The sequence below is a fragment of the Bacillus sp. F19 genome (assembly GCA_023823795.1).
In the GTDB taxonomy this organism is placed as follows: Bacteria; Bacillota; Bacilli; order Bacillales; family Bacillaceae; genus Bacillus_P.
On the sequence record CP085710.1, the window covers coordinates 3922920 to 3938480 of the forward strand.

At 40.0% G+C, this 15561-nt stretch carries 16 protein-coding genes and 1 pseudogene; 5 read left to right on the forward strand and 12 right to left on the reverse strand.

The genetic code is table 11. The features are described from left to right. Positions 1–101: 101 nt before the first annotated feature. Positions 102–3464, reverse strand: a complete 3363-nt coding sequence (dnaE, locus tag LIT25_20185) for a DNA polymerase III subunit alpha (protein ID USK32881.1) — start codon at positions 3462–3464, stop codon at positions 102–104. A gap of 220 nt (positions 3465–3684) precedes the next feature. Here dnaE and LIT25_20190 point away from each other — a divergent pair, with 220 nt between their 5' ends. The 3 genes from LIT25_20190 (at position 3685) to LIT25_20200 (ending at position 4873) form a co-directional block, all read left to right on the forward strand. Beyond that, positions 3685–4023, forward strand: coding sequence for a YtrH family sporulation protein (locus LIT25_20190; GenBank protein ID USK32882.1), 339 nt, complete (start codon positions 3685–3687; stop codon positions 4021–4023). Continuing rightward, positions 4020–4523 carry a sporulation protein gene (locus LIT25_20195; protein ID USK32883.1) on the forward strand — a complete coding sequence of 168 codons (504 nt, stop codon included), beginning with the start codon at positions 4020–4022 and terminating at the stop codon, positions 4521–4523. Before LIT25_20190 ends, LIT25_20195 begins: the two co-directional genes overlap by 4 nt. Before the next feature lie 167 nt (positions 4524–4690). Next, positions 4691–4873 (forward strand): hypothetical protein, encoded by a 183-nt coding sequence (locus tag LIT25_20200; protein USK32884.1) that lies wholly within the window; start codon positions 4691–4693, stop codon positions 4871–4873. A gap of 5 nt (positions 4874–4878) precedes the next feature. Here LIT25_20200 and LIT25_20205 read toward each other — a convergent pair whose 3' ends face one another. Then, positions 4879–5814, reverse strand: a complete 936-nt coding sequence (locus LIT25_20205) for a bifunctional oligoribonuclease/PAP phosphatase NrnA (protein USK32885.1) — start codon at positions 5812–5814, stop codon at positions 4879–4881. A 147-nt stretch (positions 5815–5961) separates the two neighbouring features. Between LIT25_20205 and LIT25_20210 the strand changes: the two genes are divergently transcribed. Then, a complete protein-coding gene (locus LIT25_20210; protein ID USK32886.1) occupies positions 5962–6258 on the forward strand; it encodes a YtpI family protein in 297 nt (98 codons plus the stop codon). Positions 6259–6423: 165 nt separating this feature from the next. Here the strand turns inward: LIT25_20210 and LIT25_20215 are convergent, their stop codons facing one another. The 10 genes and pseudogenes from LIT25_20215 to LIT25_20260 form a co-directional block, all read right to left on the reverse strand. Then, on the reverse strand, positions 6424–7743 hold the full coding sequence (locus LIT25_20215; GenBank protein USK32887.1) for a CBS domain-containing protein: 1320 nt from the start codon (positions 7741–7743) through the stop codon (positions 6424–6426). A 69-nt stretch (positions 7744–7812) separates the two neighbouring features. Beyond that, a complete protein-coding gene (locus LIT25_20220; GenBank protein ID USK32888.1) occupies positions 7813–8055 on the reverse strand; it encodes a hypothetical protein in 243 nt (80 codons plus the stop codon). Positions 8056–8184: 129 nt separating this feature from the next. After that, positions 8185–8865 carry a metal-dependent hydrolase gene (locus LIT25_20225; GenBank protein ID USK32889.1) on the reverse strand — a complete coding sequence of 227 codons (681 nt, stop codon included), beginning with the start codon at positions 8863–8865 and terminating at the stop codon, positions 8185–8187. Positions 8866–9220: 355 nt separating this feature from the next. Then, positions 9221–9433 (reverse strand): hypothetical protein, encoded by a 213-nt coding sequence (locus LIT25_20230; GenBank protein USK36420.1) that lies wholly within the window; start codon positions 9431–9433, stop codon positions 9221–9223. A gap of 18 nt (positions 9434–9451) precedes the next feature. Continuing rightward, a pseudogene (locus LIT25_20235) lies at positions 9452–9667 on the reverse strand (transposase). Beyond that, on the reverse strand, positions 9664–10329 hold the full coding sequence (locus LIT25_20240) for a transposase (protein ID USK36350.1): 666 nt from the start codon (positions 10327–10329) through the stop codon (positions 9664–9666). The pseudogene LIT25_20235 and the gene LIT25_20240 overlap by 4 nt, the downstream one beginning before the upstream one ends. A gap of 231 nt (positions 10330–10560) precedes the next feature. Next, positions 10561–10989 carry a CHRD domain-containing protein gene (locus LIT25_20245; GenBank protein USK32890.1) on the reverse strand — a complete coding sequence of 143 codons (429 nt, stop codon included), beginning with the start codon at positions 10987–10989 and terminating at the stop codon, positions 10561–10563. A 122-nt stretch (positions 10990–11111) separates the two neighbouring features. Beyond that, positions 11112–11360: a hypothetical protein gene (locus LIT25_20250; GenBank protein USK32891.1), complete on the reverse strand. Its 249-nt coding sequence runs from the start codon at positions 11358–11360 to the stop codon at positions 11112–11114. 352 nt (positions 11361–11712) lie between these two features. Further along, positions 11713–12369, reverse strand: coding sequence for a response regulator transcription factor (locus LIT25_20255; GenBank protein USK32892.1), 657 nt, complete (start codon positions 12367–12369; stop codon positions 11713–11715). Further along, positions 12341–13567 (reverse strand): sensor histidine kinase, encoded by a 1227-nt coding sequence (locus LIT25_20260; protein ID USK32893.1) that lies wholly within the window; start codon positions 13565–13567, stop codon positions 12341–12343. The genes LIT25_20255 and LIT25_20260 overlap by 29 nt, the downstream gene beginning before the upstream one ends. Positions 13568–13776: 209 nt before the next feature. Here LIT25_20260 and LIT25_20265 point away from each other — a divergent pair, with 209 nt between their 5' ends. Then, positions 13777–15249 carry a beta-lactamase family protein gene (locus tag LIT25_20265; protein ID USK32894.1) on the forward strand — a complete coding sequence of 491 codons (1473 nt, stop codon included), beginning with the start codon at positions 13777–13779 and terminating at the stop codon, positions 15247–15249. Positions 15250–15561 lie beyond the last annotated feature (312 nt).

The following is a 15561-nucleotide window of genomic DNA, read 5'->3' on the forward strand; positions in this document are numbered from 1 at the left end:
TTGGAGGTGGTCTGACCACTCCAGCCAATAATAAATCATAACATATTTTTAGTTATTGTAAAGTCTTGTATTTTTTAACTTACCGTTTAAATGTGCCGAATCTAATCTTTCACTGCAATATTCTGATTGCCCAAAAGGTCTTTCAGCTCCGATAAACATCGGTCATTCGCATCCACAAAGTAGTCTCTTGGCAGCTGGACGGTTCTTTTGTCCTTCTCGTAATAAAGAAAAACAGGTGTGCTGCCGCGATGACGTTTGAGAGTATCTTGTACAGTCTGCAGTTTCCCTTCAGCCAGATGAGTCTCTTCGATTTTAAGGAATAGTGTTTTCGTTCTTTTCTCGAGATCCTGGGTGGTCTCTGCATCAGATATAATCAGCTGCATCCGATCGTTGCGATTCTCAATCTTCCCGCTTAGTACAGCGACTTTACCTTGAGAAAAAATATCCCCTGCTTTAGTATAAACAGACGGAAAAGCGACCGCTTCAAGTTCCCCGCTCTCATCACTTAATGCAAGAAAAGCCATAACTTCGCCTTTTTTTGTCCGGATTGTGCGTATCGCTGTAATAAATACCCCTACCTTTACCTTTTGATGAAGCAATTGCCGGGCATCACTGATTTTTACAATCCCAAACCGATTAAATAAGTATGAGTGCGCTGATGCAGGATGACTTGAAAAGTAAAATCCCAGTGCTTCCTTTTCGAATTTAAGCATTTCTTCAATTTTGAACGGTTCAACTTCTATATATTTCGGCTTTATACTGAATTCTTCCTCTTCTAAAAATAAATCATATTGATTTTCATCATCTGAAGAAAAAAGGGCAGCATGCTCGATAGCTAAATCAAGACTTGCAAGGAGCGTAGATCTTTCCACCTCAAACTCATCCATTGCTCCGGAAAAGACAAGAGATTCCATCACTTTTCGGTTGACGATTTTCGTTGATACCCTCACACAAAAATCAAATAGATCGGTAAATTCCCTTTTCTTTCTTGCCTGATATATTTCTTTAACAGCATTTGTTCCTACATTTTTAATTGCATTCAGACTAAACCGGATGCTGCCTTTTTCTACAATAAAAGGATATTCGCTCTTGTTAATAGACGGCGGCAAAACAGCCACACCGTGCTGCTTGGCCTCTCTAATATATTGAGCCACTTTTTCATCATTGCCGATCACACTTGTTAAAAGCGCCGCCATAAAATAAACAGGGTAATGGGCTTTCAAATAAGCAAGCTGAAACGAAATCATGCTGTAGGCAACTGCGTGGCTCCTGTTAAATCCGTAGTTGGCAAATTTAACAATTAAATCATAAATACTGTTTGCAGAGGCTTCATCATAGCCGTTATCTATGCAGCCTGATACAAAATGCTCTCTTTCCTGATCAAGCATTTCTTTAATTTTTTTCCCTACTGCTCTTCTCAATAAATCAGCTTCACCCAAAGAAAACCCAGCCATTTTCGAAGCTATTTCCATGATCTGCTCCTGATACACGATGACGCCATTGGTTGTCTTTAAGATAGGCTCTAAAGCAGGGTGCGGGTATTCGATCTTTTCTCTGTGATGCTTCCGATTTATAAATAGAGGAATATTTTCCATTGGACCCGGGCGAAAAAGGGCATTTACGGCCACTATATCCTCAAGATCCGTTGGTTTCAGCCTTCTAAGAACGCTCCGCATTCCATCAGACTCCAGCTGAAAGACCCCAGTTGTATCTCCTTGTCCGAGCAGTTCAAATGTTTTTTCATCCTTATATGAAATTTGGGAGAAATCGATTTTCTTTTTCTCATTCCGTTCAATAAGATTTGTTATTTTTTCGATCAGCGTCAAGTTTCTCAATCCAAGAAAATCCATTTTCAGCAATCCAAGGTCTTCAAGATAATCCATCGAAAACTGAGTTAAATAAATCCCATTATGCCCATCCTGTATGGGAATGATGTCCGTTAACGGCTCGCTGCTTAGCACTACCCCGGCAGCATGTGTGGATGTATGGCGCGGAAGCCCTTCTATCTTCATGGCCGTTCCATAAATTTTCTTATAAAGATCCGACTCCGAAAGAAGGTTTTGCAGATCTTTGGACTCTGAATAAGCCTGCTTTAAAGTCGTACCTGGTTTAGAAGGAATGAGCTTGGCCAGTACATCTGCTTCTTTTGCTGATGCTCCCATGACTCTTCCGACATCCCGAAGTGACGCTTTAGCTGCAAGCGTTCCGAATGTCACAATTTGAGCAACATGCATGGACCCGTATTTTTCTGCAACATAGGCAATCATTTCATCCCGTTTTGTATCTGGAAAATCAATATCTATATCGGGCATGTTGATTCGTTCCGGATTTAAAAACCGTTCAAATAAAAGATGGTGCTCTATCGGATCTACATCTGTAATCTTTAATACGTACGCTACAAGGGATCCTGCAGCAGACCCCCTCCCAGGCCCCGTCAAAATGTGATGATCGTGGGCATACTTCATAAAGTCCCAAACAATTAAGAAATAATCACTGAACTTCATTTGTTTAATAACATCCAGTTCATACTCGAGCCTTTTAAAATATGTATCCTTCGCTTCTGAAAAACGGTGTTTCAATCCTTGCAGGCAGAGTCTCTCCAAATATTCATCAGCGGATTGGCCGCCTGGTGCAGGGTATTTTGGAAGCTGTGTTTTTCCAAGCTCAAGTGATACATTACATTCATTTGCAATCTTCAGCGTGTTCTCCAAGGCTTCAGGACAATCTTGAAAAAGTTCAGCCATTTCAGACGGTGATTTAAAGTAATACTGATTCGAAGGCAATGCATAATCGCTGTCATCTTCCATTTTCGAACCATTTTTAATAGACAGCAAACAATTATGTGCAAAGGCATCCTCTTTTTCTATATAATGAACATCATTTGCTGCTACAAGCGGAAGGCCTGTCTGATTGCTTATTTGGAGCAGCTCTTCAGCCATTTTAAGATCCTCTTGAAGGAAATGCTTTTGAACAGATAAATAAAAGTCTCCTTCATTAAAAAGGCTTCTATATATCTTTAAAATCCTGACTGCTTCTTCACTGTTTCCCTCTTGTATATACTTTTCAGCTAGCCCAGTTCTACCAGGGGTAAAAGCCATTAAACCGCCGCTGTATGATTTCAGCCATCTGCTCTTAATTCCTTCAGGCGATTTTGTTTGAAGAACACTGCTGATTTTCAATAGATTCCGGTAGCCATCGTTATTTTTCGCAAGCAATACCAGCGGATACCCTGTACTTTCACCGGTCTCTTCTAAGATGACTGAAGCCGTCAGTCCGATAATCGGCTTTATGCCGTGTTTTTTGCATTGTTTATAAAAAGCAACCGCTCCATACATCGTGTGAAAATCTGTAATAGCGAGAGCCTTTAATTGAAATGATTCAGCTTTTTCAATTAACTTGTTAATTCTTGCTGAACTATTCAGCAGACTGTAGGCACTTTGAACTTGAAGGTGAACAAATGGCAATCTATGTTCCCATCCTTTCTGACAGCTGTATATTGTATAAAATTTTGTTCATCTATGTCTAGCTCCACCGCCTGATTCCTCGGGTCAGATCGGCTCCGCTTTTCTTACAATCTCATAGTAATATTATATTCCTGTTTGAAAAGTGACACAAATTGAAGATTTCTCATCACATACTTCCCTCTGTTTGTCCATATACATGTTAGTAAGGGGATGATGAAAAATGGAGGTTAAAGAAGCTTTTATACCAGCCTTTATTAATAGTTATTTTATAGCGCTCGGAGTAATCTTAGGCGGTTCAATCATCGGCGGCGTAGGAGCATACTTAGCCGGAGAGCCTCCTCTGTCAACGATTTACAGTCTTGCAAACAGATTGAAAATTTGGGCGCTTGTCGCTGCTATCGGCGGTACGTTTGATACGTTTTACAGCTTTGAAAGAGGATTTTTTGAAGGTGAAACACGTGATGTCATCAAACAGATTCTGCTTATTATCTCAGCAATGGGCGGGGCACAGACAGGCTGGCTTCTTATTTCATGGCTGACTCAGGAGCAGCCGCAATGAGAATACCGCCTTTATACAAAAGACCTTCCTGGCAGCGACTATTCGCAGGAATGGTTCTCGGCGCCGTCGTCAGCTGGTGTATCTTTCTCTACATTTACGGTGAATGGCAGGAAGAGCTTATTACCAAGATTGAAGATCAGGCATATACAATTGAGGAATTAAAAAAAACAAATATAAGCTATAAAGAAGAAATTGAGACTCTCAATAAAATCAATCAGGAAAAACTAAGAGTCCAAAACATCCATGTGACACTGATCAATGGGGAAAGGTATCAATTCACGTCACTTATGACCTATATGATCCAAGATCATGTAAAAGAGGATATTTCTGATGTCATTGCAAAGGATTTGGAAAGTGTATATAAAAGCCGGAAGCTGATGAAAAAAGCCATTGAAAATAAGGTATATAAAATTGATGACAAGCAATACAAGGTGGAAATTGAGGAAATGTTCATATACACCACCCTATTCATCGAGCTTAAAGTAGCATTCGCAAAGTAGAAACCGGGACTTACGAACCGAACAGATGGATCCTGTATAAGCATATCTAAATAAATTGAATTATTTTTTGAAATTTCAATTAATTAAATCGCACTCCCTCGCGTCTTTGGGGTAAAATGGTGATAGCATCAGACCCGATCACCCACTATAAAGAAGGAGGGAATGTGATGTATGTATTAAATCACAAAAAGATGGCCCGCGAAAAAGCAGAACGGCTGAAAGAAGGTTTCTCCGCTTATGCAGAGTCTGCGGAGCTCGCTTCATTAATTAAAAAAGAACTGCTTGCACAAAAACTGACCTTCCATGAAGATTCAACAGAATTTGGATATTGGTTTATTCCTGTAAAATAAAGCGATTAACCCTGACACACCTTTTCAAGATCTGCTAGAACCTGCTCTGCTTCTTCCCAGTTATAGATCGATGCCCCTGAAGCAAGCGGGTGCCCTCCGCCGCGATATTTCTTTGCCAATTCATTGATAATCGGCCCTTTAGATCTTAAGCGCACTCTAATTTGATCGGATTCCTCTACAAAGAAGACCCATGCCCGAAGACCTTCAATATTGCCAAGCATTCCAACCAATTGAGAAGCCTCAGATGCACTTACTTCAAATTTTTCAAGAATTTCTTTTGTAAGGATCATCGATGCAGCACCCGAAGATGACAGTTTAAAATTTTGCAGAACGTATCCGCTCAGCTTTGCTGCATTCACCTTTGTCTTATATAACCCATCATAAATTTCTGTGAAAGCAAAGTTATACTCAACTAGCTCACTTGCGTATCTCAGCGTTTTTTTCGTCGTGCTCGGAAAAAGAAAACGGCCTGTATCTCCCACTATGCCTGCATAAATAAGCTGAGCTGCTTTATCAGGCAAAACGAGTCCATCTTCTTTCCCTGAAAGGTAAAATTCATAAATCATTTCACTGACAGAACTTGCATTAGTATCAACCCATAAGAAATCTCCATACGGATCTTCATTAGGATGATGATCAATCTTAATTAATTTAGCGCCTTTATGGTAGCGCTGATCGCAAATACGCTCCTGATTGGCTGTATCACAGACAATCACTAAAGCGCCCTCAAAATCCTGGTCTGTTACGGTGTCCATCTTATACAAAAATTCAAGAGTCGGCTCCCCAAGTCCCGCAAGTAAAACTTTTTTATCAGGAAATGATGCTTTAATGATTTCAGCTAATCCGCACTGTGATCCGTATGCATCCGGATCAGGCCGCACATGCCGGTGAATAATGATCGATTGATATTCTTTTATGGCTGACAGTATTTCACTTTTCATATGTAATCTCCTTTGCATACCTGCTTATAGACTAATTAAATCATAAAAACCACCGTGCAGAAAAGCGAATCTTCTCTTTGGTTATGGCAATTCACTTCAAGAATGATTAAAATAGAGGATGTAAGTTTAATATGGAGGTTATACTTAATGCCTGTACTCGTAATTCTGATTATCTTTGCATTTTCCTTTTATCTCTTCTATAAAGTGAAATTCTACAGAACAAAAAAACCTATGGAGAAGCAGTGGCTCTCTGCAAAATCAAGCATTGCACTTGGAATTTTCGTCTTTTTCTTTGGACTCAATCAATTATTTCTTTTTCATTCAACTGTATCATTAGTCGTTGGAATCATTTTTATGATCGTCGGAATCGCCAGCAGCTGGGCAGGATATAAAGCTTATAAACATTATTTGCCTTTTGCCGTTAAGGAATCCAAACAAGGCTGATTAGAAAGCGGAAGCACCTTGGTCAGCGCAGGCATGGCGGATCTGCTCTGACCGAGGTGCTGGGAGCTGGGAGCTGCCACTTGCCATCCATACGCAAAATGTTATCCTTTCTTATTGCTTAAAAAAGAAAAAGGACGGCTCTCCGTCCTTTTTTATATTCCTGCATTAACTTCTCTCAATAAGCTGGACCATCATCATTGCTTTTCCAACAACAACGCCATTGCTGAACACTTCAACATCTATTTTTCCAAACTTGCGTCCGACTTCAAGTATTTTCGGATGAATCTCAAGTATACTATCCATCTGAACAGGTTTCATGAAATAAATGGTTATATTCTCAACAACAATTTCGCCTTTTTTTTGTGCTCGCAAATAGCGGTTGGTTGCTTCTGTGACGACTATTGTAAACACTCCATAAGAAATCGTGCCAAGATGATTGGTCATTTGGGGACTGACCTGAAAGCGATACACATTTGCCTTTTTTGCATCCTCGGCAATCACCACAAATTGGTTTGTCACAATATCATCCAGTTTTTCGCCGATTTGAGGTTGTCTTTGAATCATCTGCAGCGCCTGGAGCACGTCCTGACGGCTGATCATTCCTTCAAGACGATTGTTCTGATCGACAACCGGCAATACTTCGATGCCTTCCCAGACCATCATTTGTGCTGAAGATGCTACGGATGTTTTTCCGATAACGGTAATCGGGTTTTTCGTCATCACTTTTTCTACAAGGACATGGCGATCATACCCCATCACATCTTTAGATGTAACCATTCCCTGTACTTTTAAATTATGATCGACAACAGGAAAACGGCCGTGGCCTGTTTTATAATTATGCTGATACCATTCCTCAATTGGATCGGTTGTTTTCAGGCATACAGTCTTATCCAGCGATGTTAAGATGTCCTCTACAAGAACAATTTCTTTTTTAATAAGCTGATCGTAAATGGCCCTGTTGATCATGGTTGCAACAGTAAAGGTGTCATAGCTCGTTGAAATAATCGGAAGCTCTGCCTCATCGGCAATTTTTTTTACATGCTCGTCTGTGTCAAAGCCGCCTGTTATCAGCACGGCGGCACCCGCCTCAATTGCAAGCTGATGGGCATTCGTGCGGTTCCCTACAATCAGCAGGTTGCCTGCGCCTGTATAACGCATCATTGCTTCTAATTTCATTGCGCCGATGACAAACTTATTCAGCGTTTTATGAAGTCCCGCACGACCTCCAAGTACTTGTCCATCAACAATATTTACAACCTCAGCATAAGTGAGTTTTTCGATGTTTTCTTTTTTCTTTTTTTCAATGCGTATTGTTCCAACCCGCTCTATCGTGCTGACATACCCTTTGTTTTCTGCTTCTTTTATCGCACGATAAGCTGTACCCTCGCTCACACTCATATCTTTTGCAATCTGCCGGACCGAGATCTTTTCTCCGATCGGGAGGGAATCAATACGCTGCAGTATTTGTTCATGCTTCGTTGCCAAGCTTCTTCACCCTTTTTCATCAGCCATTCTAATCTTCCAATTTCATTATAAGGGTGTGAACGCTTTATATCAACGAGCGGCTGCACGCTGCTTTGTTTTTGCCTGGTATTTACGCACAGCTGAATGTTTTGTTAAACGTTTTTTAGGAGTATAAATCAGTCCCGTCATATTGCCGCCTATCACAAATAAAGCAAATATCAGCCAAACGAGAGAAAATAAGCTTTCAAGTGAACTGCTGCTTGAAAAATCCAGACGGGGCAAGGCAAAATACACAACAGCTCCCGCAAGTAAGATATAAAGAATACGCATCATTGACCAACTCCTTTTTACAGCTTGTTTCATTTTATGCGCTGGTGCTCTCATTCATGCGAAAACACCTGGGATATAAGAGAAGAAAAATAGACATAGAAAAAAGCGGAGGAATAACCCCCGCCTGCGTTTTTACAGTTTAATAGATTCTCCAGCTTCCATGACTTTTCCGGTTTTGCCTGAGAGCCTGCTGACAAATTCTTTTGGATCCTGTTCAATGACAGGAAACGTATTATAATGTATTGGAACTACGGTCTTTGCTTTAATCCACTTTGCTGCAATCGCCGCATCCTCAGGACCCATTGTAAAATTATCCCCGATTGGCAAAAAGGCAAGGTCTATATCTTCAAATTCGCCAAGAAGTTTCATGTCTGAATAGAGAGCTGTATCCCCTGCATGGTAAACCGTTTTCCCCTCTTTTTTAAAGAGAATTCCGGCTGGCATGCCTGTATAAATGATTTTTTGTTCCTCTTCCTCATAGCTAGAACCATGAAATGCCTGTGTTAATTTAACCGTTCCAAATTCAAATTTGTGCGATCCGCCAATGTGCATAGGATGAACATTTAATCCTTTCCATCCTAAATATGTAGCAAGTTCAAAAGGAGCAACAACCAGGGCATTGTTTTGTTTCGCAAGCTGAATGGTATCGCCGACGTGGTCATTATGACCATGCGTCAGTAAAATAACATCAACTTTCAAATCTTCAACCTTCAAGTCTGTCTGGCCATTTCCATTTATAAATGGATCAATGACAATCGTATGTTTATCCGTTTGAATTTTTACAACTGAATGTCCATGGTATGAAACCTTCATTTTCTCACTCCTAATCCTTTGATAATTTTATCGTACTAGATATGACCATTGATGTCACATTATAACCTCCCATAAAAATAGGAAACTAGAATATCCTTAAAAACTTGGCTCGAAGGCAAAGCGTTGACGGTGGTATACATACTGATATGCGTGGGTTGGCTACCACATTTCATTCCATCCGTCATGGAGCTGCCTCGGACTAACGGCGCACGTTCAGTTCTTCGACCTAGTGCATAGTTGAACATGAGGGTTCTCCTTCCCGGGGATTTGCCTCCGAGCCAAATCTTCAATCTCATCATAAATACCTAATTGGAAAAATTAACAGTCAGATTTACGCAGGGTAACATTAATTTACTTAAGCAACTTTCGATTCACTTACTTGTTTATTTTCAATGGCACAACCAATAGCCCAAATAAATCCAAGCAACTCTCTAGCAACAGCTACGACAGCTACTTTTCCACCTTTTCCTTTAGCAGAGATGCGATGATATTTCATATGAAGACGGTGTTGAGCCTTCCAAGAAATACGTTTTGCCTCTGGATCTTGACCTTCTTGACGTTTAAGCAATTCACCTTTAAGAGATGGTCGATGACGATATGACCAACAAACTTCTACTATAGATCGTCTAATCTGAGCGTTTCCCGTTTTAGTAATAGAACCTTGCCAACGATTGGACCCACTAGAGTACTCTTTAAGAACGAGACCAGCGTATGACATCAGTTGCCTTGGATTTGAAAAGCGAGAAAACTGCCCAATTTCAGCGACCAAAGTAACGGCTGTGACTTCTGCGACTCCTCTCAATGTTTGAAGGCTTGAATGACCGGAGCATGTTCACTTTGAATAGCTTCTTCATGAATTTGAGTTTCTAGTCGTTTCATACGCTCCTCAACCTCATAGATGGCATGAAGATATTCTTGAAAGACAATCCGTTGTGAAGGTCTATCAAAAGTTAATTTATTTAACCATTCTCGATGTTTTACCGTCCAATTACGAAGTCCTTGCGGAAAACGTATTTCATGGCGAAGTAAAAAGTGTACAAGTCTCTGACGAGAACTTTGTAAATCTTCTCGAGCATCATGACGAGCACGGATTAAATCACGCAGAGCTTCATGATCTTCATCTGGAACCCAAACAGAAGTAAGCTCTCCAGCACGAAGTAGCTGGGCCAATCGAATAGAATCTCTTTTATCTGTTTTCACACGGTCGCCCGAGCGCTTTGGGAAAAGGGAAGGTGCCACAACTATACATTCAATGTCCATAGATAGAAGTAATCGATAAATTCCATATCCAGAGAATCGGGCTTCATAACAAACTAGTAGATTTTCAGGATTTCCTACCTTTTTCATTAGTTTGCATATGTTTTCTGGATTATTTTGAATGGTCCCATGAAATCTAGGTTCGCCACGACCTGAATCTGCAATCGCAACAGCAATAGTATCTTTAGATACGTCAAACCAACAAATTTTTGTACATCCTTCATAGTAATCGGCTCCTTTTCGCGTGTAGCTCTACACTTGGGTTTTTATTTTGGTAGTAACATTATGACCAAGTGCAATCTACGTTAAGCGATGGGGCCGTTTCGTTCATTATGACTAACTGAGAATCTAATATAAATAGAGAAAAAGGATGACTAAAAAAATGTGTTATGTGCAACCTTTTAAGCCATCATCTTAATAAACTAACAGTGTGAAAATTTAAATTGGTACAATTTTACCTCTAATTTCACCTGATGGATTTTGTTCAGTATGAGCATTAGTATAAGTTAATTCTTGTTCCATGAATTTTAATAAATCTTCTACAGTTTCTATACCTACGTCATTTTCTACAATATCGTCATCCGTAATAGTTCCTGTAACAACGCCTCTTCTTGTCGTTATACCATTTTGCTCCTCAAGCGTTTCTAAGTCAGCACCAAAAAGGAACACTACTACAGGTCCATTTTCACCACGTTCACCAAAGTGGATGTGTGCTTGAACAAAGTTTTCAATGTTTTCAACTTCTAGTGCAAACTTTATCTTAGTTCTTTTTTTATTAGCTACAAATTTTGCAAAACCAAAAGCATTAGTTTCAACAGGAGGGACTTCATTTTCACCCTTTAATCTTGCTTTAAAGAATTTTAGCATGTTAATCACATCTCTTTCATATAATTAATACAGTCTATGTAAGGTAATATTGATTTGTATAGGTTGGGTAACTAAAGAATTTTTAGTTTAAACAATTGAATTGAAAATAAAAGATAATTATGTCAATCAGCACAAAAGGATCTTCGATTGAAGATCCTTTTTTCATTGCCGATAACATCGCTTATGTTGACTATATTTGTATAGAGGGGTCCAGACACATACCCATCAAGCTTGTGTTGTATTGCAACTTCGGCAGCTTTTTCTTTTGCGATATTTCTATTATGAATAGAGGATGCTGTACAACTTATTGTTAAAACTATAATTGCTACAATGATTAAAATTATTATATTATTCTTTTTTAATTTACCCACATTTTCCCTCCTAAAATTGTTTCATAGTTAATATGATAAATCTTTTTTAGGAGGGAGAAGGTTTAAAAAGAATGATATGTTATGTTTTTGTGTTCGAAAAGGCATTAAATTCCAGAAAGGAAATTTATAAAAAACATCATCAAACTGGGGAGAGTCTTGTTACTGAAGGCTTTTCCTATTCGTTATAGAATTAAAATTGAAAATAACATGATTGAAAGATGGTGTTATCGTTTTTTCAAAAGTGGAATTAGAAGTTTCCGTACCCCAATATAGTTTTTATCGCCCCAAGGGTATCATGGAAGTAGAATAGTTACAATGATATGAAGTGGATAGGCTGGAATTTCTACAAACTTCAAATGATCCCTTCCTGATGAGCTTTCATCGACGCCTGAACACGATCCCGAACTCCCATTTTCGAATAAATGCTAGATACATAATTTTTCACTGTTCCCTCTGATAAAAAAAGCCTCTGAGCAATTTCGCGATTATTTAATCCTTCGGATACGCAGTGAAGAATCTCCACTTCCCGTTCACTTAATCCGTATTGGGGAATCGATTTTTTTTCAGAGGCTTCTACAGCTAGAGGATTCTTTAATTGTCGTACCAGCATTTGAGCGATTTCTTGTGGGATCAGCGTCCCTCCTTGAAAAACCCATTTGATTCCTGCTGCCAAATCCTTCGGGTGAATGGCTTTTAGCAGGTATCCTTCTGCCCCCGCTGCTAAAGCATCGACGACAAAGTCAATTTCTTGGAATGTGGTCAAGATGATCACGCGAATATCCGACCATCTTCTTTTAATCTCTTCGGTTGCTTCTACTCCGTTCACTTTTGGCATATGTAAATCCATCAATACGACATCCGGTTTCTGTTCTTCACATAACTCAATCGCTGTTTGGCCGTTTTCAGCAAGACCAATGACTTCCAGCTCTGGCTCCATATCCAGAACGATATACAAACTTTCACGAATCAACTCTTGATCGTCAACGAGCAGTAATCGGATTTTTTTCATTTACGGATACTCCTTTCGGAACGGTCCATGTAACAGTCGTTCCCTTCCCTTTAGAAGATGAAATTGCCATAGTTCCTTGGATTGCTAAAAGTCGTTCTTTCATCGAATTGAGTCCAAACCCAGGGCTGATTTGGTCGGCCCCGATTCCATCATCTTTTACTAAAAGCTCGATACCATCTGCAGTAAAAGATAAAGTCACCTCAATCGTTTCAGCATTGCCATGACGCTTGGCATTGGTTAGCGCCTCCTGCAGGCAGCGGACCAATACTAGCCGGATCGGTTTCGACACGGCCGTTTCCTCTCCGTTCAGCTGAAACTGAACGTTGGTCTGTGTATGAACGGCAAACTCCCTTGCGCGTTGGGAGAGCTCATGATGAAGGGAATGCCCCTCATCATAGGGGGAAATTTGGTGAATACTCCTCCTCACCTCATCAAGTCCTTTCCTTGTCACGTTACTTAATGTGATTAACTTCTCCTTGGCTCGTTCGGGATCTTTTTCCAGTAAATAGATAACGGCATCCATTCCCATGATGACAGAGGTAAATGTATGACCGACTGTATCATGAAGCTCTTTTGCCATCCGATTTCTCTCCTCCAGAATTGTTACCTTTTCAATTTGTTCACTATACAGCTCCAAAGCACGATTCTGCTCCTTAATCTTCCGATACTGGCAAAGATTTTTTTCATATAATTGTTTCATTTGAATGCTTGTCTCGGAAAGTCTTTGAATGCAGTATCCCATCCCGAGAGCAAACGAAGCATTTAAAATTTGAAAGGCCAAATGGATATAAACATAGGTCAGATCTACGAAAAAAAATTCAGTAATAGGGACACCGATTACAAAGATCAGGATGATATACCACCATGTCCACCGGTGGGAAAGGAAGCCAACAATAATTAACGAAAAAGATAGGATATTGGCAAACATATGCATGGTATAACTTAGGTAGATTTCTAATAAACCATACGTCAAAAAAACGATGAACGGAAACCATTTTCGGTTAATATAACCAGATCTCCAAAACAGAAGCGGCAGGGCATAACTGATGGCCGTCCAGATGAAAAACTGGAAATATGGAACGGTTTCATTTTCTAATATGATAAAAGGATAAATCGAAACAAGCCCATATGAACAGGTATAGGTAATAAAAAAAAGCCATTCGATCCACAACCATTTTCTCTTCTCGACAAACTCCATGTTACTCCCCCTTATATTCTCATTCTAGTTAATTATTGGTAAAGAAAAAAGTGAAATTCGTCAGATGACCACAGTCATAAGAAAACAAAAAATATGACTCTCTTCATTACCTTCACCACTATAATCACAAGGAAAAGATAAGATACGCTGTTTCTCGGAAAGAGGAAATTCAGAGATTTATAGACATTAAACTCAAGGAGGAAGGAAATATGTTGAAACGTTATTTCAGACCTAGTGCTTCTATCATCGCAGTATTGCTGGCATTCTCGACCTTGCTCGGATCTGTCAGTGCGCAGCCAGCACAAGCTGCCAATCCTAAAGGTAATTCCGGGCCAGCGAATGCGGAAGAAATCCAAAAGTTTGCCGATCAATTTTTTAAAAAGGAAATGGAGAAACTCAAAATTCCTGGTGCCGTGTTTGCTGTCGTCAAAGACAACAAGGTACTTTTTCAAAAGGGATACGGCTACTCTAACTTGGAGAAAGGGATTAAGATGGATCCAGAAAACACCGTGTTTCGCGCGGCTTCGGTTGGAAAAGTCTTTACTGCCACAGCTGTCATGCAGCAAGTTGAACAAGGAAAAATTGATTTGAACGAAGATGTGAACTCCTATCTTGGAGACATCCAGTTGAAAAATAACGTGAATGAGCCGGTCACGATGAAACACCTGCTCTCCTTTACGACTGGATTTGATAACCCTGATAAAATTAACCCGGTTATTTTTGATCTCACAGAACGTCACGAGCTTCGCGATATCATCATCAAGGGGATGCCGACAGTCGTCCGGAAGCCAGGAGAATCTTATATGTACGATAATTACGCTTCTATGCTGCAAGGGTATATTGTGCAAAATTTGTCAGGAATGTCGTACCAGCAATACATGGATAAACATATTTTCCAGCCGCTTGGGATGAACAATAGCAATATTGTGATGACCCCACAAATCGAAGCGAAACTTGCAGCTGGGTATGATATAGATGGAAAGCCTATTCCTCCGTATACAATCGTACCTGCAGAAGCCCCTCAAGGAAGCATGTTTACTAGCGCGAGCGATATGACGAAGTTCATGTTAGCACAGTTAAATAACGGGAAACTTGGTAATACTCGAATTTTAAAACCAAAATCAACAAAAGAAATGCAAAAAATCCATTTTGCGGTTCATTCTAAAGTTCCGAATATGGGTTATGGCTTTGAAACATTTTTCCATGCTTCCCATAACGGACAAAAGGTTATTGGGAAAGGCGGAGATCTCCCTGGATACCATTCCTGGATGTGGCTCTTGCCGGAACAAAAGCTAGGTGCGTTTGTGTTTTTCAACAAGGATGACGCGAATTGGCCTGACATGCGCGCCCAGGTGTTCGGGGAATTTATGGACCGGTTTTATCCTGAAAAGGAAGAAAGGCCAACTTACTTAAAACCTACTTTAGAGGAGTTACGCAGATTTGAGGGGACTTACCGTGACCTAAGGTTGCCAGAGCATTGGGCGACAAAAATTACGGCATCCCCAGATGGAACACTAATAGTAGAGGATGCGGCTACAGGAAAACATATTGTACGTCAGTTGGAACCGCTCCTGTTTGAGGATGAAGATGGAAATCCGCTGGCCTTCAAAGAAAATGAGGACGGAACGATTGGCTATCTTTACTACGCTGACCCTGTCGCCATGGCACAAAAAATAGAGTGATAATAGCCTTATTCGGAACCCACTATTTTGGCACGTAAATGGATGGAAATGAAAAAATGGTAATTTAAAAGGTTCCTAGTTCATAGATTTCAGAAGTGGGTATTCGAGAACATGTTAGTAAGTTGTACCATACGATTTTTGAATCTCTAACTTTGAAAATGGAAAGAGTTGAGTTCTTAATGCTAAGGAAACAGCAGCACGTTTTATTGGCAAAGGTTTACTTATTACGGTTGCGGAGGTATTGAATTTACCTGAATTAATCTGTGGAATTGATAATGAAGAGTAAAAAAGAAAGGAGTAACTACACTTTCT